Annotated in this window: 18 protein-coding genes and 1 pseudogene; 17 read left to right on the top strand and 2 right to left on the bottom strand. The window is 72.2% G+C overall.

Annotation, left to right across the window (positions count from 1 at the left end; translation table 11 throughout):
- The first annotated feature begins 25 nt into the window (after positions 1 to 25).
- The 6 genes from ABD978_RS32085 to ABD978_RS32060 all read left to right on the top strand — a co-directional run bounded on the left by ABD978_RS32085 (position 26) and on the right by ABD978_RS32060 (position 5,786).
- Positions 26 to 1,732, top strand: a complete 1,707-nt coding sequence (locus tag ABD978_RS32085) for a hypothetical protein (RefSeq protein ID WP_345363164.1) — start codon at positions 26 to 28, stop codon at positions 1,730 to 1,732.
- A gap of 35 nt (positions 1,733 to 1,767) precedes the next feature.
- On the top strand, positions 1,768 to 2,022 hold the full coding sequence (locus ABD978_RS32080; RefSeq protein WP_345363162.1) for a hypothetical protein: 255 nt from the start codon (positions 1,768 to 1,770) through the stop codon (positions 2,020 to 2,022).
- Positions 2,019 to 2,807 carry a hypothetical protein gene (locus tag ABD978_RS32075; protein WP_345363160.1) on the top strand — a complete coding sequence of 263 codons (789 nt, stop codon included), beginning with the start codon at positions 2,019 to 2,021 and terminating at the stop codon, positions 2,805 to 2,807. Before ABD978_RS32080 ends, ABD978_RS32075 begins: the two co-directional genes overlap by 4 nt.
- A complete protein-coding gene (locus ABD978_RS32070; RefSeq protein ID WP_345363158.1) occupies positions 2,804 to 3,187 on the top strand; it encodes a hypothetical protein in 384 nt (127 codons plus the stop codon). The genes ABD978_RS32075 and ABD978_RS32070 overlap by 4 nt, the downstream gene beginning before the upstream one ends.
- A 132-nt stretch (positions 3,188 to 3,319) precedes the next feature.
- The gene (locus ABD978_RS32065) at positions 3,320 to 3,511 is read left to right on the top strand and encodes a hypothetical protein (RefSeq protein ID WP_345363156.1); all 192 of its coding nucleotides are present in this window, start codon (positions 3,320 to 3,322) and stop codon (positions 3,509 to 3,511) included.
- Between the two features lie 229 nt (positions 3,512 to 3,740).
- A complete protein-coding gene (locus tag ABD978_RS32060; RefSeq protein ID WP_345363154.1) occupies positions 3,741 to 5,786 on the top strand; it encodes an alpha/beta hydrolase family protein in 2,046 nt (681 codons plus the stop codon).
- A 657-nt stretch (positions 5,787 to 6,443) separates the two neighbouring features.
- On the opposite strand, the gene ABD978_RS32055 is transcribed toward ABD978_RS32060, so the two are convergent.
- Entirely contained in the window at positions 6,444 to 6,830 is a 387-nt protein-coding gene (locus ABD978_RS32055) for an STAS domain-containing protein (RefSeq protein ID WP_345363152.1), read from the bottom strand.
- A gap of 149 nt (positions 6,831 to 6,979) precedes the next feature.
- On the opposite strand from ABD978_RS32055, the gene ABD978_RS32050 reads away from it, so the two are divergent.
- Positions 6,980 to 7,531 (top strand): winged helix-turn-helix domain-containing protein, encoded by a 552-nt coding sequence (locus tag ABD978_RS32050; RefSeq protein WP_345363150.1) that lies wholly within the window; start codon positions 6,980 to 6,982, stop codon positions 7,529 to 7,531.
- An 87-nt stretch (positions 7,532 to 7,618) separates the two neighbouring features.
- Here the strand turns inward: ABD978_RS32050 and ABD978_RS32045 are convergent, their stop codons facing one another.
- Positions 7,619 to 8,872 carry a nucleotidyl cyclase domain-containing protein gene (locus ABD978_RS32045; protein ID WP_345363148.1) on the bottom strand — a complete coding sequence of 418 codons (1,254 nt, stop codon included), beginning with the start codon at positions 8,870 to 8,872 and terminating at the stop codon, positions 7,619 to 7,621.
- 184 nt (positions 8,873 to 9,056) lie between these two features.
- Here ABD978_RS32045 and ABD978_RS32040 point away from each other — a divergent pair, with 184 nt between their 5' ends.
- The 10 genes and pseudogenes from ABD978_RS32040 to ABD978_RS31995 all read left to right on the top strand — a co-directional run bounded on the left by ABD978_RS32040 (position 9,057) and on the right by ABD978_RS31995 (position 18,569).
- A complete protein-coding gene (locus tag ABD978_RS32040) occupies positions 9,057 to 10,199 on the top strand; it encodes an NAD(P)/FAD-dependent oxidoreductase (RefSeq protein ID WP_345363146.1) in 1,143 nt (380 codons plus the stop codon).
- Positions 10,196 to 10,447: a (2Fe-2S)-binding protein gene (locus ABD978_RS32035; protein WP_345363144.1), complete on the top strand. Its 252-nt coding sequence runs from the start codon at positions 10,196 to 10,198 to the stop codon at positions 10,445 to 10,447. The genes ABD978_RS32040 and ABD978_RS32035 overlap by 4 nt, the downstream gene beginning before the upstream one ends.
- Before the next feature lie 50 nt (positions 10,448 to 10,497).
- Positions 10,498 to 11,862 (top strand): FAD/NAD(P)-dependent oxidoreductase, encoded by a 1,365-nt coding sequence (locus tag ABD978_RS32030; protein WP_345363711.1) that lies wholly within the window; start codon positions 10,498 to 10,500, stop codon positions 11,860 to 11,862.
- Between the two features lie 165 nt (positions 11,863 to 12,027).
- Entirely contained in the window at positions 12,028 to 12,924 is an 897-nt protein-coding gene (locus ABD978_RS32025; RefSeq protein WP_345363142.1) for a dihydrodipicolinate synthase family protein, read from the top strand.
- Positions 12,917 to 13,923, top strand: a pseudogene (locus tag ABD978_RS32020) (proline racemase family protein). The gene ABD978_RS32025 and the pseudogene ABD978_RS32020 overlap by 8 nt, the downstream one beginning before the upstream one ends.
- A gap of 110 nt (positions 13,924 to 14,033) precedes the next feature.
- Positions 14,034 to 15,185 (top strand): branched-chain amino acid ABC transporter substrate-binding protein, encoded by a 1,152-nt coding sequence (locus tag ABD978_RS32015; RefSeq protein WP_345363140.1) that lies wholly within the window; start codon positions 14,034 to 14,036, stop codon positions 15,183 to 15,185.
- A 10-nt stretch (positions 15,186 to 15,195) separates the two neighbouring features.
- Positions 15,196 to 16,089 carry a branched-chain amino acid ABC transporter permease gene (locus tag ABD978_RS32010; RefSeq protein ID WP_345363138.1) on the top strand — a complete coding sequence of 298 codons (894 nt, stop codon included), beginning with the start codon at positions 15,196 to 15,198 and terminating at the stop codon, positions 16,087 to 16,089.
- Positions 16,086 to 17,066: a branched-chain amino acid ABC transporter permease gene (locus tag ABD978_RS32005; RefSeq protein WP_345363136.1), complete on the top strand. Its 981-nt coding sequence runs from the start codon at positions 16,086 to 16,088 to the stop codon at positions 17,064 to 17,066. The genes ABD978_RS32010 and ABD978_RS32005 overlap by 4 nt, the downstream gene beginning before the upstream one ends.
- A complete protein-coding gene (locus tag ABD978_RS32000; RefSeq protein ID WP_345363135.1) occupies positions 17,066 to 17,875 on the top strand; it encodes an ABC transporter ATP-binding protein in 810 nt (269 codons plus the stop codon). Before ABD978_RS32005 ends, ABD978_RS32000 begins: the two co-directional genes overlap by 1 nt.
- Entirely contained in the window at positions 17,859 to 18,569 is a 711-nt protein-coding gene (locus ABD978_RS31995) for an ABC transporter ATP-binding protein (RefSeq protein WP_345363133.1), read from the top strand. The genes ABD978_RS32000 and ABD978_RS31995 overlap by 17 nt, the downstream gene beginning before the upstream one ends.
- Positions 18,570 to 18,594: the final 25 nt, after the last annotated feature.

Raw genomic sequence — 18,594 nt, 5'->3', positions numbered from 1 at the left:
GTGATCGGTGGGAAGACGGGGTGACATGCCAGATTCGACCCTGCAGAAGGGTTCGATGACCGGTGCCGCGCCCGGGGTACGGACCGTCGGCTGCGCCGCGGGCGGCGCACCCGTCGGTTTCGCGGGTACGGTCACGTCCGCGCGGATGCTCCTCGAGACGGTCTGCTCATGTGGCGGGCGCCACGTCCCGCCCGCGAGTTCGGAGGCGGTGCCCGGCCCGACGGTCGTGGGCCCGTTCGCCTCCGCCGGGCGGCTCGCGCAGACGTGGGCCGATCCGGCCACCGGCACGCTCGGCAGGGGCGCGCTCGCGCAGACGCCGCTCTACTACGCCGTCACCGACGGAACGGGCACGGAGGGGCGCCTGGTCCGCTTCTCCACGGACCTGGCCGACCTCGTCGGCTCCCGGTCCGAGATGTGGTCCGCGGCGGTCGCGGCGGCGCTGGCCGGAGAGGCCCTGCCGATGCCGCTCACGCCGTACGAGGGGGTCCTCCAACTGGCCTGCGGCACGACGCTCGGCACGTCGGGCGGCCGGGAGCGCCTCACCCTGGACGAGCTCGACCTCGACGGCCTGGCCGACCAGGCACGGCGGATCACCGGACGTCCCACCGACCCGCGCGGGGTGGTGCGCCGGGCCCTGCGGCACGCCGTCGACGAGGCGCTCGCGGCCGGCGGGGGCAATGGGATCCTCGGCGACGGTGGCGGGATCGGCGCGGCCGCGCTGGCCGCGATCGCTCCGGCGCGACTCCGGCGATTCCACGTGCACCTGGACGTTCCCGTCCTCGACCGCCGGCGCGGACGGCTGGCCGCCGGAGTCGAGGTGATCGACGGCACCGCCCACTGGCACCGTGCGTGCGACACCCCCTGGTTCGGCGCACCGGGGGACGGCGACCCCTGGCCGCCGGCTCCGGACCTCCTCCGGCCCGCGGGATGGGACACCGCTCCGCTGCTCAGCGGCGCGGGGCTGGTCGGGCTGCTGACCGGGGCCGCCGACACGCCCGGCCGGCTGCGTACCGGATGGCGGCAGCTGACCATGGCGGCGCCGTTCCCGACGCTGTTCGGCCGTCCCGGATGGCGGGCCTGGAATCCGCCGCGGGGCGACGACCCGCCGCCGCAGGGCTCCGGCGACCAGGCGGCCCGGCCCGACGCCTTCCTGCCGGGCGGCTGGATCTCACCCGCCGTCGCCGAGTCCGGCGTCGCCGTGACCTCGGCCCGGACCCCGAGCCACCTCGTCCCCATCGTCGACGACACGACGGGCGCGGTGCCCGGCGCCGAGTCCCTGCAGACCGTCCTCGACCTCCTCGAACGCCCGCCACGGACACCCGGCGACCACAGGCTGGACCCGGTGCTCGTCTGCGCCCACCCGGTGGTGCTCGGCGCGGCGGTCCTCCTGGCCCGGCACGGACGCCTCCGGCTGCGCCGGCGTGACGGGTACGTGCACCGGGCGCCGCTCCTGCGTGACCTGGTGCCCTCCGGCCTATGGCCCGCGGACGTCACCCCGGCCGAGCGCGAAGCCCTGCTGGCCGCCGCCTTCGTCACCCGCCGCCTGGCGGCTCCGGCGCGGCGTGCGGCACTGCTGGCCCAGGTGGAGGGGAGTCCCTGGATCCTCGCCGAGCGCCTTCGGGCGGTCCTCGCCGACTCCACCAGGATGCTCGCCGACGCTCGAGCCCTGCAACGGCTCTGCGTCACCGCCGCCCGCCACCCCGGCCCGCGGACCTCGGGAGGCCGGTCGTGAGCTGGACGCTCCGTGAAGGAGTCAGCCTGCATCCCATGCCCTTCGGGGGAGCCTTCGTCATGGACGACGCCCGGCTGGCCGCTCGGCAGATCGGCTCCGAGCTGGCCGCCCTGCTCGCCGGCACCGCTGCCGCACCGGCCGGGCCGGACGGCGGCGACACCTCACCATCCGAGCCGGCCGGCTCCGAACCGGGGGCCGCCGGGACGCCTGGAGTGTCACCCGCGCTCGCCCCCGAGCTCCGCCTCGGAGTCGAGGAGGGCTGGTTGATCCACCAGGAGGAGACCGCATGAAGGAGCTCACCGTCCTCTGTGCCGCCGCCGTCCTCGTGGGCGGCGTCGCCGTCCTCGCCCTCAGCTTCGCCGCCAAGCTCATGGACTGGGAGACCACCCGCGCCGTGTGGCCCGTGACCGGCGGCCTGCGTGCGCTCGCCGGGCCGACGCAGGTGACGGTGGTGGAGGGACTGGTGGCGGTGACGGCATTGCTCCCCTCGCCCGTCGGAGTACGCCTCGGGCTGCTCGCCGCCGTCTTCGCCGGCTACACGGTCGCCGCACTCCTCATGCGGGGCCGCCGCTGCGCCTGCTTCGGCGACTGGATCCCCACGCGGTTCACGATGGCCCATGCGGTCGGCTGCGCCGTCGTCGCGATGCTGGCCCTCGCCGGCATCCTCGGCCCACCGGGAGTCTGGGCCGCCGGCGCCCAGGCCGGAGCCGGCCTCATCCTGGCCGTGGTGGCGGCCGCCTGGTTCCGCCGCCGGTCCGCCGCCGACGGTCACTCCGAGCCGCCGGCCGACGTCCACCGCATCGTCATCTTCACGACCGAGTCCTGCCGCTACTGCGCCGCTCTCGAGGCGCAACGCGACCGCTACCAGGCCATGGCCGACTGTCCGGTGGAGTTCCGGCGTGCCGACGGCGACGAGGAGGTACGGGCCGCGGGTGGAGCGTTCCCGGCGGCCGTCGCCTACGGAGCGGACGGCAGCGCGGTCTCGGAGGCCGCGCACGGCCTCGCCGCGATACGTGACCTGCTGCGCCACTCGACGACACCGTCCCGCCGATCGGGATCCCAGGTGAGCACATGACGACCACGATCACCGCGATGTGGACGGTGTTCCGGCTACGCCACCACGACATGCCCGCGCTCGTCGCCGGAATGGACCGGCCCCCACGGCGGCGCCGCGGCACCCGTCCGTCCGTCACGCCGATCGTCCTGACCCTCCGGATCTCCGCGGGCTTCTCCGCCCCGATGCGTGAGAACGCCCTCGTCGTCGCGGCCCTGCACCGCTGTGGCGTCCCGGCGCAACTCGTCGTGGGCGCCGACCCGGTGCCCGAATCCCACGGCGGATATCGCATCTACACCTGGATCGAGATCGCGGGCGTTCCGCTCGACACCGAATCGCCGCCCGGGAATTATCTGGTTGAACTGATCAGATTTCCTAAATCGGGCGAAACGCATTCGTGATCGAAAATCAAATCACAACAGGATCAAGAAATGGTCATTGACACTAGAATCCCGGCGCGTCATTCTGTAAATGCCGGGTAACCGGCCACTGCGAAAAGAAGGGATCTGCCACGTATGCACGGTCTTCAGGAAATGGCCGCGACACGCACCACCTTCACCGTGACCCCCTACCGCAACGAGCGCGAGGCCGAGACGTGCTACTGGGACGGGACGGCGCCGTTCTGCGCCGGCGCGTGCCCTCCGGGATACACCGAGCGGAACCGCAACACCTGCGGCGACGGCGCCTGCTGCTGGACCGGCTACAAGGTCTACTGCTGCAAGTGAAAGAGGATCCGCATCGCTCCTGACGCCGAATTCACGGAGCGGATGACGTGATCCGCGAGGACTCCGAGGTCGGCTCCCCCGCTGAATCCGCGGCCGGAGATGACCTCGGATCCCGCAGCGGCGGATATGGCGGCTCGCTCACCTCAGGCGCCATATCCGCCGATCCGCAACGCTGAATATCGAAGCCAATCGATCGCCGGGAGAAAGAAAGGAACGGTCATCGGTCTTCATGGCGGATGACGTGAGCGGCGAGAAGTTCCGCGAACAGATCCTCGGCCTGCTGGACGCGTGTGCGGAGCAGGCGACGGAGGCTCATCGCGGCGGATATGGCACCTCGGCCGTCCATGCGCCGTATCCGCCGATCCTTGGCACCGGCCCGATACCGTCGGGACTACGGCCCGGGCGGTTGTGCCTCCACCTTCCGGACGGCACGCGCTGGATGCCGGACCGGCTGCGGGACGTGCTCGGCCGACCGGTCCAGCATCCCGTCGAGCCGTCGGTGTTCGCCGGCGTCGCGATCGACTCCGGCGCTCTCCGTTGCTGGATCGCGGACGCGGCCGACCGTTCGGTCAGGTTCACGGGACCGACCCCGGCGCTGCTCGTCGGGGATGACGCGCCCGTCGCATGGGCCGGGTCCGCGCTCGTGGTGCCGGTGGACCCGCCGCCCGGCCCGTACGACGCGGCGCCGCAGATCTTCGAAGCACCACCGGGTGAGCGGGTCCGGGTGATCACCGGCCCGCCGGCCCAAGATCGCCGACCCTGCCGGTTCGTCGCGCTCGATCCGGCGGACGGCGGCATCGAGGCGATGCTCCTGACCGACCGGCCGTACCAGCGCGTGCGCGGGGCGGCGACGGGTCACGTCGCGGCGAGCACGCCGGCCATCGACACCGGAGGCGAGATCCTCGCCGTCGGCGGGCCTGATTCAGGCGACGAGCACCTGATCGCGGTCGGGAACGCTCCGCTGCACGACTTCTGCTGGCTGACGGCGGGAGCGGAGCTGGTCATGGTCGTCGGCCGCCCGGACGGCTTCGACATCATGGCCCGCGCGGTGTCGGACCACACCGTCGAACCTTCGCGTCTGCTGCACCGGCACCGAGGGCGTTACCTCCACGCCCACCGCCAGGAGGCCCTGTTCGTCCTGGCCTTGGACGCCGACGGCTCGTACGTCGTGCTCGTCGTGGATCCCGGTGCGCCGCGACCCGTGCTGAGCCTGGCCCTCGGCCTGCGACCGCCGGTGCTCCTCAGGATCGCCGCGGTCGAGCCGGGGCCGCCGGTGGCCGGGCGGTGCTTCGCCACGGTCGACGCGGACAACGACGTGATCGTCTGGGGCGTGCCGGCGGAGGGCGCGGCAGCGCGGCGGCTCTCCGGCCTCTCGCTACGGGACGACGAGGAGCTCATCACCGTCTCCGGCCGGGAGGCCGGCGAGGTCAGGCCCGTCTGCGTCCGAAGGCGCGCGCGGGTTCCGCTGCCCGCGCACCCGGGCGGGCCGCCACCGCTGCGCGGCACCGTACCGGCGGCGGCCGCGGACTTCTCGCTGTACCTGCCCGGGCGGCGCGAGCCGGCGGCGGTCCTCGTGTGGCTGTCGCAGGCGGGGGAGACGGTACCCGGCGGAGCGGTCGCCTCCCCCGCCGTGCTCGATCCGCACTGGCTGACGCTCGCCGGCTTCGGCGTCCTGGACGTGCGGCTCACTCCCGGCTGGGCGCCCGAAGTGCCCGACGAGGACCTTCGGCCATCTCTCGTCCGGCAGATCCGTGCCGCCGTTCTCGGCAGCGGGGTCCACCGGCACGGGGAGGCGGCGCGTCTGGCCGTCGGCGGCGCGAGTTTCGGCGCGACGCTGGCGCTGCTCGCGGTCGCGGACTGTGACCTGTTCGATGCCGCGATCGTGCAGAACGGCGCCTACTCCCGGCAGTTGACCCCGTTGGGCTTCCAGGACGAGACCCGATCTCTCTGGGAGGCTCCGCGGGTCTACGCGGACTTCGACGCGATCGTGAACGCGCACCGCATCCGACGACCGGTTCTGATCATCCACGGTGAGGCGGACCGGAATCCGGCGACTCCGGTGCTCCAGGCGACGCTGCTGTTCCAGGCGCTGATCGCCAACGGGACCCGAGCGCGGCTCGTCGTGCTGCCGGGGGAGGGGCATGTGCTCCGGAGCCGAGACGGCATCGCGGCCGCCCTCACGGAGAAGGCCGCCTGGCTGGCCGCCGTCGCCGGGGCGCCGTCCGTGGAGGGTCGCCCCGCCGCGGGGCTGACGGTCGGCGGGTCACCGCCCTAGGACCTGTCCGGTGGATCTTGTGGCGCTCAATGGCGGCACGGGAATCAGGCTGATCCCTGTCCGATAGCGGCGGGTTCGTCACCCTGGTCGGCCGAACCGGTAGCCGGGACGGCTCCGGTCCGCCGCCCACGGCGTACCGAATGCTCGGCGACCGCAGCCCAGGACAAGGGCAAAAGCCCCCATATCGACACCACGGGCGAGGCTTTTCCGAGCATCCGGTACGACCCCGCACGGCCACCTCGAGGAGATAAAGGGCAATCTCCACAGGTCGCACACCCGGGTCGCCCGTCCTCTTCCACCGGCGTCTACTCAGCGGAGAATTTTCTCCGCTGAGTAGACACCACCAGAAACGACGCCCCACCCAGCGGGCGGACCGGCCGGCGCCGCACGCATCCCTCGCCGTCACGGATCGACCAGCACGTGATCCACAATAAGGCGGAGACCGGGGTGATCTGACAGGCGGCAACGGCTCGATCCGCTGCCAGGCCGCATCGGTTGACTCATGTCGCCGGACCATGACCCACGCGACGAGATCGACCTCAGTCGAACACCGAGATCCGCCGGACAGGACCTAGGCCGTCGATGGGCGCTGCTCAAGGCTCACCGCCAGAGGCCGTACGTGGTCCGCCGGTGGATCGCCGCCGGGGGCTGAGCGGGTTAACGCGCCGCCGTCAGATCCGCGTCGCCGGTGGGTGCGTCGCCCGGGATCTCATCCGTGCTGGACAGGAACCGGTCGAGTCCGGTGATCTTGAGCATCCGTTGGACGTGTCCGGCGGGCCGGAGCAACAGCAGCTCGCCACCGTCCTTACGAGCGCGCTTCCAGGCGCCGACGAAGCAGCCCAGTCCGACCGAGTCGCAGAACTCGAGCTTCGACAGGTCGAGTGCGATCCGGACCTGGCCCGCCGCCAGTATGGTGTCCAGCTCGTCGCGGATGCTCCCGACGGTCGTGTAGTCGAGCTCGCCCGCCACGTGCACCAGCGCCCACTCGCCCCGTGGCTCGACCGCCACGTCCAGCGTCGCTTCCTCGGGTCGATCCGCCGTCATTCGTCCCCACCTCCACGCCGAATGATGGTGGTCTTCACTTTACGGCCCCCAGTCATTCTTGGCCGATGGTACGTCAACGCCGACCACGTCCACGTGCTTCGCCATATTCAGATATTGTCGACTGGCAAAGTAGGGAATATAGTTCGCTCATGCCACGACTCCAGCTTGCGAAGCTCGACACCCACCTACGCGAGGCATCGCCCGACCTCGATGTGGGGCCGCCGCCGGTCCCGGACGACCCGCCACCGGGCGGCCTCCTGGAGGTGATTCCGCTTCCCGGCACCGGACAGGTGGTGGTGATCACCGCCCATCTCCTTCCGGCGGCGGACCTCGGTACGCCGGTCGCCGTTCCCCGGGCGGTCAGGTCTCTGGACCGGGGGCCGGGCGGGTGGGAGCCCGACGACCTGGTCGTCGACCGCGACGCCAGGCGTGTCTGGCTGGACGGTGAAGAGGTGTCGCTGACGTTCCAGGAGTTCGAGCTGCTGGACTACCTGACGGCGCGCCCCGGAAAGGTGTTCTCTCGCATCCACCTGATGAACGCGGTGTGGGAGGGCGCGGCCGTCGTCGTGCCGCGGACGGTGGACGTCCACGTCCACCGCCTGCGCCGCAAGCTCGGGCGCCACGGCGACCGCCTGGTGACCATCCGGCGGGTGGGCTACTGCTACCGGCGGCCGGAGGCCGACGCCGCGTCGGTCGGCTGAGTCACCGCGGGCCCCGGCGTGCGGTCACGGCGCGCCGGCCGCCCGCACGGCGGAGTCTCCGGGCCGACACTCGACGCGGGGCCGGGCTCAGCCTTCGAAGAAGGTGATCCGCACGCCGGAGACGACCCGCTCGACCGGGACGAAGCGGCCCAGGACGGTCTGTTCGCGCAGGGGCTCGCTGAGGTAGACCCGGCCGGGCCGCCCGAGGTCCTGGGCCATCTTGGACGCGACGTTGACCGGGGCTCCGGCGATGTCGCGGCCGCCGCCCGGTGTCTCTCCGGTCAGCACCGGCCCGGTGTCCACGCCGATCCGGCACACGATCTCGCGCTCGGCCAGCCCCGCGCGGAGCCGAAGGGCGAACTCGACGGCGGATCCGGGATCGTCGAAGAGGTAGATGCCCAGTGGGCCGGCGACCTTGATCTCCACGGCACCGGCCGACGGCAGCAGGCCCAGCGCCGTCTCGCGCATCGTGGTGGACAGGGCCAGCCCTCTCAGCACCGCCAGGTCGGGCGTGCCCGCCGACGCGCCGCCGCGTTCGACGAGCACGACGGTCCGCTCCCGGAGGTGCCGGGCGGTGAGCCGGGCGAGGAGATCGGTGTCACCGGGGGAGCGCTCGAGGTGAAGGAGGTCGGCGTGGAGGTCGGGGGAGTACGGGATCGGGTACCGCTCGCCCTCCACAGGGCGCGCGTCGGTCAGGCGCGGGCCGTCGAGCAGCCGGTAGACCGGGCCGATCGGATGCCGTAGGTCGTCCCTGCGGACCACGGTGAAGGGGTGGCCGGGCGGCAGCAGGTCGACGACCGGTTCGGTGACGGCGATCTCCCCGCCCTCCACGTGGTTCTCCGCGACGTCCTCGATTCCGTCGGCCTCCTCGCCGTACAGCCCGCCGGACAGCTCGCTGAAGGTCCCGCGGTGGACTCCGATACCGATCCGGATCCGGCACCGGCGCTCGATCTCGTCCTGGACGCTTAAGAGGGCCGAGAGCAGCTCCGCGGCGCGGGTGCCGGCCGGATGGAACAGCTGGGCGTTGTCGGCGGCCCAGACTCCCACCGCCCGGCCCCCGATCGCACGGCCGTACGCGTGCAGGATCCGTTTCGGCCGGTCGATGAGCGCCAGCACCTCCAGCAGTGCCAGCCGCTCGCTGAGCCTCGTCAGGCCCGCCGAGTCCGACACGACGCTGTAGCCCTCGACGGCGTATCCGCTGAGCAGGCGCCGCGCGTCGTCGGCCGTCTGACCGCTTCGCCGCCACCGCTCGACGAGGGCGTGCGGCAGCCCGCCGACGATGTCGCGGGTGAGGTCGTAGTCGCCGGGAACGTGCCGGCCCGCGGGGGATTCGGAGATCACGCCACCAGCATAACAACGCACAGTGATCAAATGAGTGCGATTCGTGATAAAAATCTACAATGTAAAGGCAGCGGCCCGGCCGCGTGGCGCCCTCCCGAGTCGGGTCCGGATTTCTGGCCCGGCCTGCGATCGCCCATTACCGGACTCTTGTGCGAAAGGTGAGCCATGTGACATTTTACCGCTCGTGAGCACTGCTGACGTGGTGATCGTCGGCGGCGGCGTCGTCGGTGCCGCGTGCGCGTACTACGCCGCGCGGGCCGGGCTGGCGGTGACCGTCGTGGAACGCGGCGCGGTGGCCGGAGGCACCACCGGGGCTGGAGAGGGCAACCTCCTCGTCTCCGACAAGGAGCCCGGCCCGGAGCTCGACCTCGCGGTCTTCTCCTCCGCCCGGTGGGCGGAGCTGGCCGCCGAGGACGGGCTCGGGGCGGCCTTCGAGTACGAGCCCAAGGGCGGCCTCGTCGTGGCCGAGAGCGAGAAGGGCATCGCCGGGCTCGCGGCGCTGGCCGAACTGCAGCGCGCGGCGGGCGTCGACGCGGTCGCCGTGCCCGCGGCGGAGCTGCCCGGCTACGAGCCGCACCTGGCCCGCGACCTGGCCGGCGGGATGTTCTACCCGCAGGACGCGCAGGTCCAGCCGATGCTGGCCGCCGCGCACCTGCTGCGCGCCTCCGGGGCCGAGGTCCGTACGGGCGTCACCGTGACCGGGATGCTGCGGAGCGGCGACCGGGTCACCGGGGTGCGCACCGACCGGGGAGACCTCGCCGCGGGGGCGGTCGTGAACGCGGCCGGCACGTGGGGCGGGGAGGTGGCGGCCCTCGCCGGGGTGACCGTCCCGGTGCTGCCCCGCCGGGGTTTCATCCTCGTCACCGAGCCGCTGCCGCCGCTGATCCGGCACAAGGTGTACGCCGCGGAGTACGTCGCGAACGTCGCGAGCGACGACGAGGGACTGGAGTCCTCCGCGGTCGTCGAGGGCACCCCGGCCGGCACGATCCTGATCGGTGCCAGCCGGGAGCGGGTCGGGTTCGACCGCACGCTGTCGATGGCGGCGCTGCGGCGCCTGGCCGCCCAGGCGATCCGGCTGTTCCCGGTGCTCGGTGACGCCACGGCGATCCGCGCCTACTGCGGGTTCCGGCCGTACTGCCCCGACCATCTGCCGGTCATCGGCCCGGACCCGCGCGCCGAGGGGCTGCTGCACGCCTGCGGCCACGAGGGCGCCGGGATCGGCCTGGCGGCGGCGACGGGCCACCTGCTCGCCCAGTCCCTCACCGGCGCGCGGCCGGACCTCGACCTCGCGCCGTTCCGCCCCGACCGCTTTCCGGAGCAGCCATGAGTCAGATCGTCTTCGAGGGCCGGCCGGTGCCGTTCGAACCGGGTCAGAGCGTCGGCGCCGCCCTGACCGCCGCGGGCATCAGATCCTGGCGGACGACCCGGTTCGGCGGGCGGCCGCGCGGGCTGTACTGCGGGATCGGCGTGTGCTTCGACTGCCTGATCACCGTCAACGGCCGCCCGTCGCTGCGGGCCTGCATGGTCGAGGCGCGGGACGGCGACGTCGTGGAGGGCGGTGGCCCGGATGCATGACCCGGTGCCGATGGCGGGGGACGGCGACGTGGGGAAGGGCGGTGGCCGCGATGCATGACCTGGTGGTGATCGGCGCGGGACCGGCGGGCCTGGCCGCGGCGGTGTCCGCCGCGACGGCCGGGCTGGACGTCGCGCTGATCGACGCGGGACGGCGGCCGGGCGGGCAGTACTACCGGCACCACGCGGCGGAGACGGGCCGTCTCCACCACGACTGGGACGCCTTCGTACGGCTCCGGGACGCGCTGGACCGCCTCACCTACCTGCCGGACCACCGGGTCTGGCACGTCGAGGACGGGTTCACCGTGCACGCGCTCGCGGGGGACCGGGACGAGCGCCCGGTCCGGATCGGCGCGCGGACGCTGGTCGTCGCGACGGGCGCGCACGACCGGTCGCTGCCGTTCCCCGGCTGGGATCTGCCGGGCGTGCTCACCGCGGGCGGCGCGCAGGCGTTGCTGAAGGGCGACCGGGTCACGGCGGGCGAGCGGATCGTTGTCGCGGGCACCGGCCCGTTCCTGCTCCCCGTCGCCACCGGCCTGGCCGGGGCCGGCGCGACCGTCGTCGGGGTCTTCGAGGCCGGCCGCCCGTACGGCTTCGCCCGGCACGTCGCCCGGCATCCGGACAAGGCGCGTGAGGGCGCCGGGTACGCCGCCCTGCTGGCGCGGCACCGGATCCCGTACCGCACCGGGCACGCCGTCGTCGCGGCGCACGGGGACGACCGGGTCGAGGCGGTCACCGTCGCCCGGCTCGACCGGGACTGGGCACCGGTGCGCGAGCGCGTCGTCGCCTGCGACGCGGTGGCGGTCGGTTACGGGTTCACGCCGCAGCTGGAGATCCCCCTGCAGCTCGGCTGCGCCACCCGGATGGACGCCGACGGCAGCCTGGTCGTCGCGGTCGACGTGGCGCAGCGTACGAGCGTGCCCGGCGTGTACGCGGCGGGGGAGACCACCGGGGTCGGCGGTGCCCGGCTCTCGCTCGTCGAGGGGGAGCTGGCCGGGCTGTCGGTCGCGGAGGCGGCGGGCGGCGTCGCGCCCGACCCGGCCGACGTACGGCGCCTGCTGGCGCGACGGCGGCGGCTGCGGGCGTTCGCCGCGGCTTTGCACCGCGCGTATCCCGTCCGTCCGGGCTGGATGGACCGACTGCGGGAGGACACGATCGTCTGCCGCTGTGAGGAGGTCACCTGCGGTCGGCTGACCGAGGCGGCGGAGCTCGGCGCGACCGACCCGCGCTCGGCCAAACTGCTCAGCCGGGCGGGCATGGGCCGGTGCCAGGGCCGGGTGTGCGGTTACGCGACCGCGTGGCTCGCGGCGGGGATCTGCGGGCGGCTGCCCGACGCCGACGACCTGCGGGGAATCGCGCGCCGACCACTCGCCCAGCCTCTGCGGCTGCGTGACCTGGCCGCCGAGGACCGGCCCTGACACGGAACAGAGCGAACGGCCGCGGCCGGAGGGGCGAATCCCTACGGCTGCGGTCCGGAAACCGTCCGATCAACCCGGCATAACGGACGGATCACGAGTCCTGCGACATCTTGACGACCATGCTCGGTCCAACGTGAAATGTCACATCGCATAAGGGAGAACCGCATGAGCGCCCCTCGTAAGCCCTGGCACGGCATCCTCGTCGCCACCGCCCTGCCGCTGCGTGAGGACCTGTCGGTCGACTTCGACCGGTACGCCCAGCACGTTCGCGACCTGGTCGACGCGGGCTGCGACGGCGTGTGCCCCAACGGCTCACTCGGTGAGTACCAGAACCTCACCCCCGAAGAGCGGACCCAGGTCGTGCGGACCGCGGTCGAGGCGATCGGCGGCGACCGGGTCGTGCCGGGCGTCGCGGCGTACGGCTCGGCGGAGTCACGGCGCTGGGCCGAGCAGGCCGCCGAGGCCGGAGCGGGCGCGGTCCTGCTCCTGCCGCCGAACGCCTACCGCGCGGACGACCGGATCGTCGAGGCCCACTACGCCGAGGTGGCCAAGGCGGGGGTGCCGATCGTCGCGTACAACAACCCGTACGACACCAAGGTGGACCTGACCCCCGAGCTGCTGGCCCGCCTGCACGAGGCCGGTCACATCGTCGCGGTCAAGGAGTTCAGCGGCGACGTGCGCCGCGCCTACCGGATCGCCGAGCTGGCCCCCGAGCTCGACGTGCTGATCGGCGCGGACGACGTGCTGCTCGAGCTGGCCATCGCCGGTGCCAAGGGCTGGATCGCCGGCTACCCGAACGCCCTGCCGAAGGCGAGCGTCGCGCTGTACCGCGCGGCCGTCGCCGGCGACCTGGAGCGGGCGCTGCCGCTGTACCGGGCACTGCACCCGCTGCTGCGCTGGGACTCGCGGACGGAGTTCGTCCAGGCGATCAAGCTGTCGATGGACGTCATGGGCGGGCACGGCGGGCCGTGCCGGCCGCCCCGCCTCCCGCTGACCGAGGAACAGGCCGCGACCGTGCGGGCCGCCACGGAGGCCGCCGCGCACCTGGAGAGCAATGCGTAGCAAGCACGTGTTCCACGCCGTGGACTCGCACACCGAGGGGATGCCGACCCGCGTCGTCACCGGCGGGGTCGGCGTCATCCCCGGCGCGACGATGTTCGAGCGGCGCGCGTACTTCATGGAACACCTCGACCACATCCGCACCCTGCTGATGTACGAGCCGCGCGGGCACGCCTCGATGAGCGGCGCGATCCTCCAGCCGCCGACCCGGCCGGACGCCGACTACGGCGTGCTGTACATCGAGGTGTCCGGCTGCCTGCCGATGTGCGGGCACGGCACGATCGGGGTCGCGACCGTACTGGTCGAGACCGGGATGGTGGAGGTGACCGAGCCGGTCACCACGATCCGGCTGGACACGCCCGCCGGGCTCGTCGTCACCGAGGTCGCGGTGCGCGACGGCGCGGCGAAGAGCGTGACGATCCGCAACGTCCCGTCGTTCGTCGACGCCCTCGACCAGACCGTCGACGTGCCGGGGATCGGCCCCGTCACGTACGACATGGCCTACGGCGGCAACTTCTACGCGATCCTGCCGATCGAGCGGGTCGGGCTGCCGTTCGACCGGGAGCGCAAGAACGACATCCTCAGCGCCGGCCTGGCGACGATGGCGGCGATCAACGAGCAGCGCCGCCCGGTGCACCCGGAGAACCCCGACATCGCGGGCTGCCATCACGTGTGCAGTTCGTCGCGCCCGGCTCGGACGCCGAGCACTCCCGGCACGCGATGGCGATCCACCCGGGCTGGTTCGACCGCTCGCCGTGCGGCACCGGCACCTCGGCCCGCCTCGCCCAGCTGCACGCGCGCGGGGAGCTGGCCCCCGGCGCGGAGTTCGTCAACGAGTCGTTCATCGGCAGCCGGTTCATCGGCCGGATCGCCGAGGAGACGACCGTCGCCGGCTCCCGGCCCGCGATCGTCCCGGCGATCACCGGCCGCGCCTGGGTGACCGGCACGGCGCAGTACCTGCTCGACCCCGACGATCCCTTCCCCGAGGGGTTCCTGCTCTGACCCCCCGTTCCTAGACCTCCCGCTCCTCAACCCGACCGTCCGACGCGGCGCGGCCACCCCGGCCGCGCCGCCATCTCCCCCTACCCGTCGCTCACATATCGGAGATCCCCATGAGGAAAGCAGCGCTCGGCGTCGCACTGGCGGCGACCGCTCTGACCGCCTCGGCCTGTGGCCAGGGCGTGCTCGGTGGCGACAGCAAGAAGGACAAGGGCCCCATCCTGCTCGGGATGGACATCCCCCTGTCCGGCAGCAGCGCCGACATCGGCCCGTACATGAAGAACGGCGCCCAGATGGCGATCGACGAGATCAACGCGAAGGGCGGTGTGCTCGGCCGCAAGCTCGAACTGCGCGCCGAGGACGACGCCTGCGATCCCAAGACGGCGGTCGCCGCGGCCAACAAGCTGGTCGCCGCGAACGTCGCGGTGTCGGTCGGCGGGTACTGCTCGGGCGCGACCCTGCCCACGCTCCCGGTCTTCGACCGCCGCAAGATCCCGATGATCATCCCGGCGGCCAACTCGACCGAGCTGGTCGACCAGAAGCTCAAGCACGTGTTCTTCGTCAACGGCACCGGTGACCAGCAGGCCATCGCCGCGATGACCTGGATGACCAAGAGCGGCGCCAAGAAGGTCGCGCTCCTGCACGACAACACGTCCTACTCCAAGGACATCGCGGTGCGCACCGCGGCCGAGCTCGACAAGCCCGGCGGCCCCGACAAGGCGACCCTGGACGCGGTCAACCCCGGCGAGAGCGACTACTCCGCGAACGTCACGAACGTCCTTCGGAAGAACCCGGACTTCATCTACTGGACCGGCTACTACCAGGAGGGCGGCCTGATCCTGCGGCAGCTCCGGCAGGCCGGGTACAAGGGCAAGTTCATGGTCGCCGACGGCTCGGTGGACGCCAAGCTCGTCAAGATCGCCGGTGGGACCGCCGCCGAGGGCGCGTACGCCACCATGACCCAGACCCCGGACACCATCCAGGGCGCGGAGAGCTGGATCGCCACCTACAAGCAGAAGTTCGGCGCCGACCCCGGCCCGTACTCCACCCAGTCCTACGACGCCGTACGGGTCGCGGCCGAGGCCATCAAGAAGGCCGGCGGCACCGACGGCGACAAGCTCGCCACGGCGCTGGAGGGCATCAACGGGCTGCAGCTGTTCTCCGGCCCGCTGAAGTTCACCGACCGGCACACGCTCACCAGCGGCGGCTTCGTGATCCTCGTCGTCAAGAACGGCAAGTTCGTGCTCCAGGACGCGCTGAAGTAGGCCCCTGCCAATGTCACAGCTGATCTGGAACGGCCTGTTCGTCGGCTCGTTCTACGCCTTGGTCGCGCTGGGCTACAGCATGGTGTACGGCATCATCAAGCTGCTCAACTTCGCCCACGGCGACCTCTACATGCTCGGCGCGTTCAGCGGGTTCGCGATGCTCGGGGCGATGGGCGGACTGGTGAAGTCCTCCTCTCTCGTCGCCCTGTTCGTCGTGCTGATCCTGACGATGGTGGCGACCGGCCTGTCCGGCGTCGTCATCGAGCGGGTCGCCTACCGGCCGCTGCGCGGCGCGCCCCGCCTGTCCCTTCTCATCACCGCGGTCGGGGCGTCGTTCGCCCTGGAGTACGGCACCCGCATCGTCGCCGGGCCGAACCCGAAGGTGTACCCGGTCCGGCTCGACGGCACGGCGCTGCACGTTCTGGGCGCCCGCGTCACCTGGCAGCAGATCGCCCTGATGGCGGTCTCCGTCGTCCTCATGGTGGCGCTGAACATCCTGATCACCCGGACCCGGCAGGGCCGCGCCATGCGGGCCATCGCGCTGGACCCGAAGGCGTGCCTGCTCATGGGCATCGACGTCGACAAGGTGATCTCGCGGACCTTCTTCATCGGCTCGGCGCTCGCCGGGGCGGCGGGCGTCATGGCCGGCGGCTACTACGGGAAGATCGACTTCCTGATGGGCTTCATCATCGGGCTCAAGGCGTTCACCGCGGCGGTCATCGGCGGCATCGGCAACATCCCGGGCACCATGCTCGGCGGCCTGCTGCTCGGCCTGCTGGAGTCGTTCGGCACACACTTCGTCGGCGGTCAGTGGCGCGACGTCTTCGCGTTCGGATTCCTCATCCTGTTCCTGACCGTGCGGCCCACCGGCCTGCTCGGCGAACGCGTCACGGAGCGCGTATGACCGAAACAGTGCAGGATCCGCCGGTCAAGCCGGTGAAGGGCCGGGGCCCGACGTTCATCACGCGGTTCCTGGAGAGCCGGCACCTCGGCTGGGCGGGCCTGGCGATCGGGCTGCTCGCGCCGTTCGTCATCGCCACGCCGTACGCGATGGACGTGATGACCAGCGCGGTCGTCTTCGTCATGCTCGCCGTCGGGCTGAACATCGTCGTCGGCTACTGCGGCCTGCTGGACCTGGGATACGCCGCGTTCTTCGCGGTCGGCGCGTACACCAGCGGCGTGCTGTCCACCGAGCTGAAGATCCCGCTGCTGGCGACGGTCCCGGCGGTCGTCATCGTGACGGTGATCGCGGGCGTCATCATCGGCGGCCCGACGCTCCGGCTGCGCAGCGACTACCTGGCGATCGTGACGCTCGGCTTCGGGGAGATCATCCGGATCACCGCCAACAACCTGAACATCACCGGCGGACCATCCGGCATTTACGGCATCCCCGGGCTGTTCGGCGACGCCTCGTCGAACCAGGTCGTCTTCTACTACGCCGTGCTGATCATCGTCGCCGTGGCCGTGCTGCTGGCGGCCCGGCTCGGCCGGTCCCGGATCGGCCGGGCGTGGCGGTTCGTCCGCGAGGACGAGGACGCCGCCGAGGCGATGGGCATCAACACGTACAAGGTGAAGCTGGCCGCCTACATCGCGGGCGCGGTCTGGGGCGGCCTGGCCGGCGTGCTGTTCGCGGCGCAGCTCTCGGCGATCTCACCGGCCAGCTTCACGTTCCTGCAGTCGGCGCTCGTGCTGATGGCGGTCGTGCTGGGCGGCATGGGCTCGACGCCCGGCGTGGTGCTCGGCGCGATCGTGATCAGCCTGCTGCCGGAGGTGCTGCGCGGCCTGGCCGACTACCGGTTCTTCGCCTTCGGCGTGCTGCTGATCATCGTGATGATCGCTCGTCCGCAGGGACTGTGGCCCCATCGATCGAGGGAGCGGTGATGCTGCAAGTCGAGGACCTTCGGCTGTCCTTCGGCGGCGTGCTGGCCGTGGACGGGCTGTCGTTCGGCGTCGGCGCGGGCGAGATCGTCTCGGTGATCGGCCCGAACGGCGCCGGCAAGACGTCGGCGTTCAACTGCGTCACCGGGTTCTACAAGCCCACGGCGGGCCGGATCCGGATCGACGGCGCGGACGTGACCGGGCGGCGGCCCTCGCTGATCGCCTCGCGGGGCGTCTCCCGGACGTTCCAGAACCTGCGCGTGTTCGGCGAGATGTCGGTGCTGGACAACGTGCGGGCCGGCACGCACCTGTGGCTGCGCCAGCGGGTCGTCGACGCGCTGCTGCACACGCCCCGGTACCGCCGCAGCGAGCGCGAGGGCACCGAGGAGGCGAACAAGTGGCTCGACTTCGTCGGCCTGCGCGGCGACCGGACCGGGCTCGTACGGAACCTGCCGTACGGTGAGCAGCGCCGGGTGGAGATCGCCCGAGCGCTGGCCCGCCGCCCGAAGCTGCTGCTGCTCGACGAGCCCGCGGCCGGGCTCAACCACGGCGAGAAGGCCGAACTGCTCGACCTGATCCGGCGGATCCGCGACCTCGGCATCGCGATCGCGCTGATCGAGCACGACATGGGCCTGGTCATGGAGGTCTCCGACCGGGTCGTCGTGCTCAACTTCGGCCGGGAGATCGCCGACGGGCCGCCCGAACAGGTCCGCAGCGACCCGGCGGTGATCGAGGCGTACCTCGGGCGGGACGCCGACGAGGCCGAGGTCGAGGCGGCCAGAGAGGAGGTCGGCGGTGCTCGAGGTGAGTGACCTGGAGGTGAGCTACGGCGGGGTCCAGGCCCTGCGCGGGCTGTCGCTCACCGTGGGCGAGGGCGAGATCGTCGCGCTGCTCGGCAACAACGGCGCCGGCAAGACGACGACGCTGTCGGCCGTGTCCGGGCTGGTACGGCCCGGTGCGGGACGGATCGTGTACGAGGGCGACGACATCACCCGCGCGGCGCCGCCCAAGATCGTCGGACGTGGTCTGGTGCACGTGCCGGAGGGGCGCAGGATCTTCAGCACCCTGACCGTGCACGACAACCTGCTGCTCGGCGGCTACCTCGTGCGCGACGCCAAGGAGCTGGCCCGTCGCGTCGACCGGGCGTACTCCCTGCTGCCCAAGCTCGCCGAACGGCGCGCCCAGCACGGCGGCACCCTGTCCGGCGGCGAGCAGCAGATGCTGGCCATCGGCCGGGCGCTCGTCGCCGGGCCGCGGCTGCTGATGCTCGACGAGCCGTCGATGGGGCTGGCCCCGCTGATCGTCGCGGCGGTCATGGACGTAATCCGCGACATCAACGAGGCCGGCACCGCCGTCCTGCTCGTCGAGCAGAACGCCAAGGCCGCGCTCAAGATCGCCCACCGGGGCTATGTGATCGAGAACGGCCGCTGCGTGCTCGACGGCCCGGCCGCGGACCTGGCCGCCGACTCCCGCGTCGTCGAGGCCTACCTCGGCGGCGTCGCCTGAGCCTGCCCCGGCGTCGTGGGCGGTC

Source organism: Actinoallomurus liliacearum (genome assembly GCF_039542035.1).
Classification (GTDB): Bacteria; Actinomycetota; Actinomycetes; order Streptosporangiales; family Streptosporangiaceae; genus Actinoallomurus; species Actinoallomurus liliacearum.
Note: the sequence above shows the minus strand (reverse complement) of the source record. Positions and strands in the feature narration are given on the sequence as shown.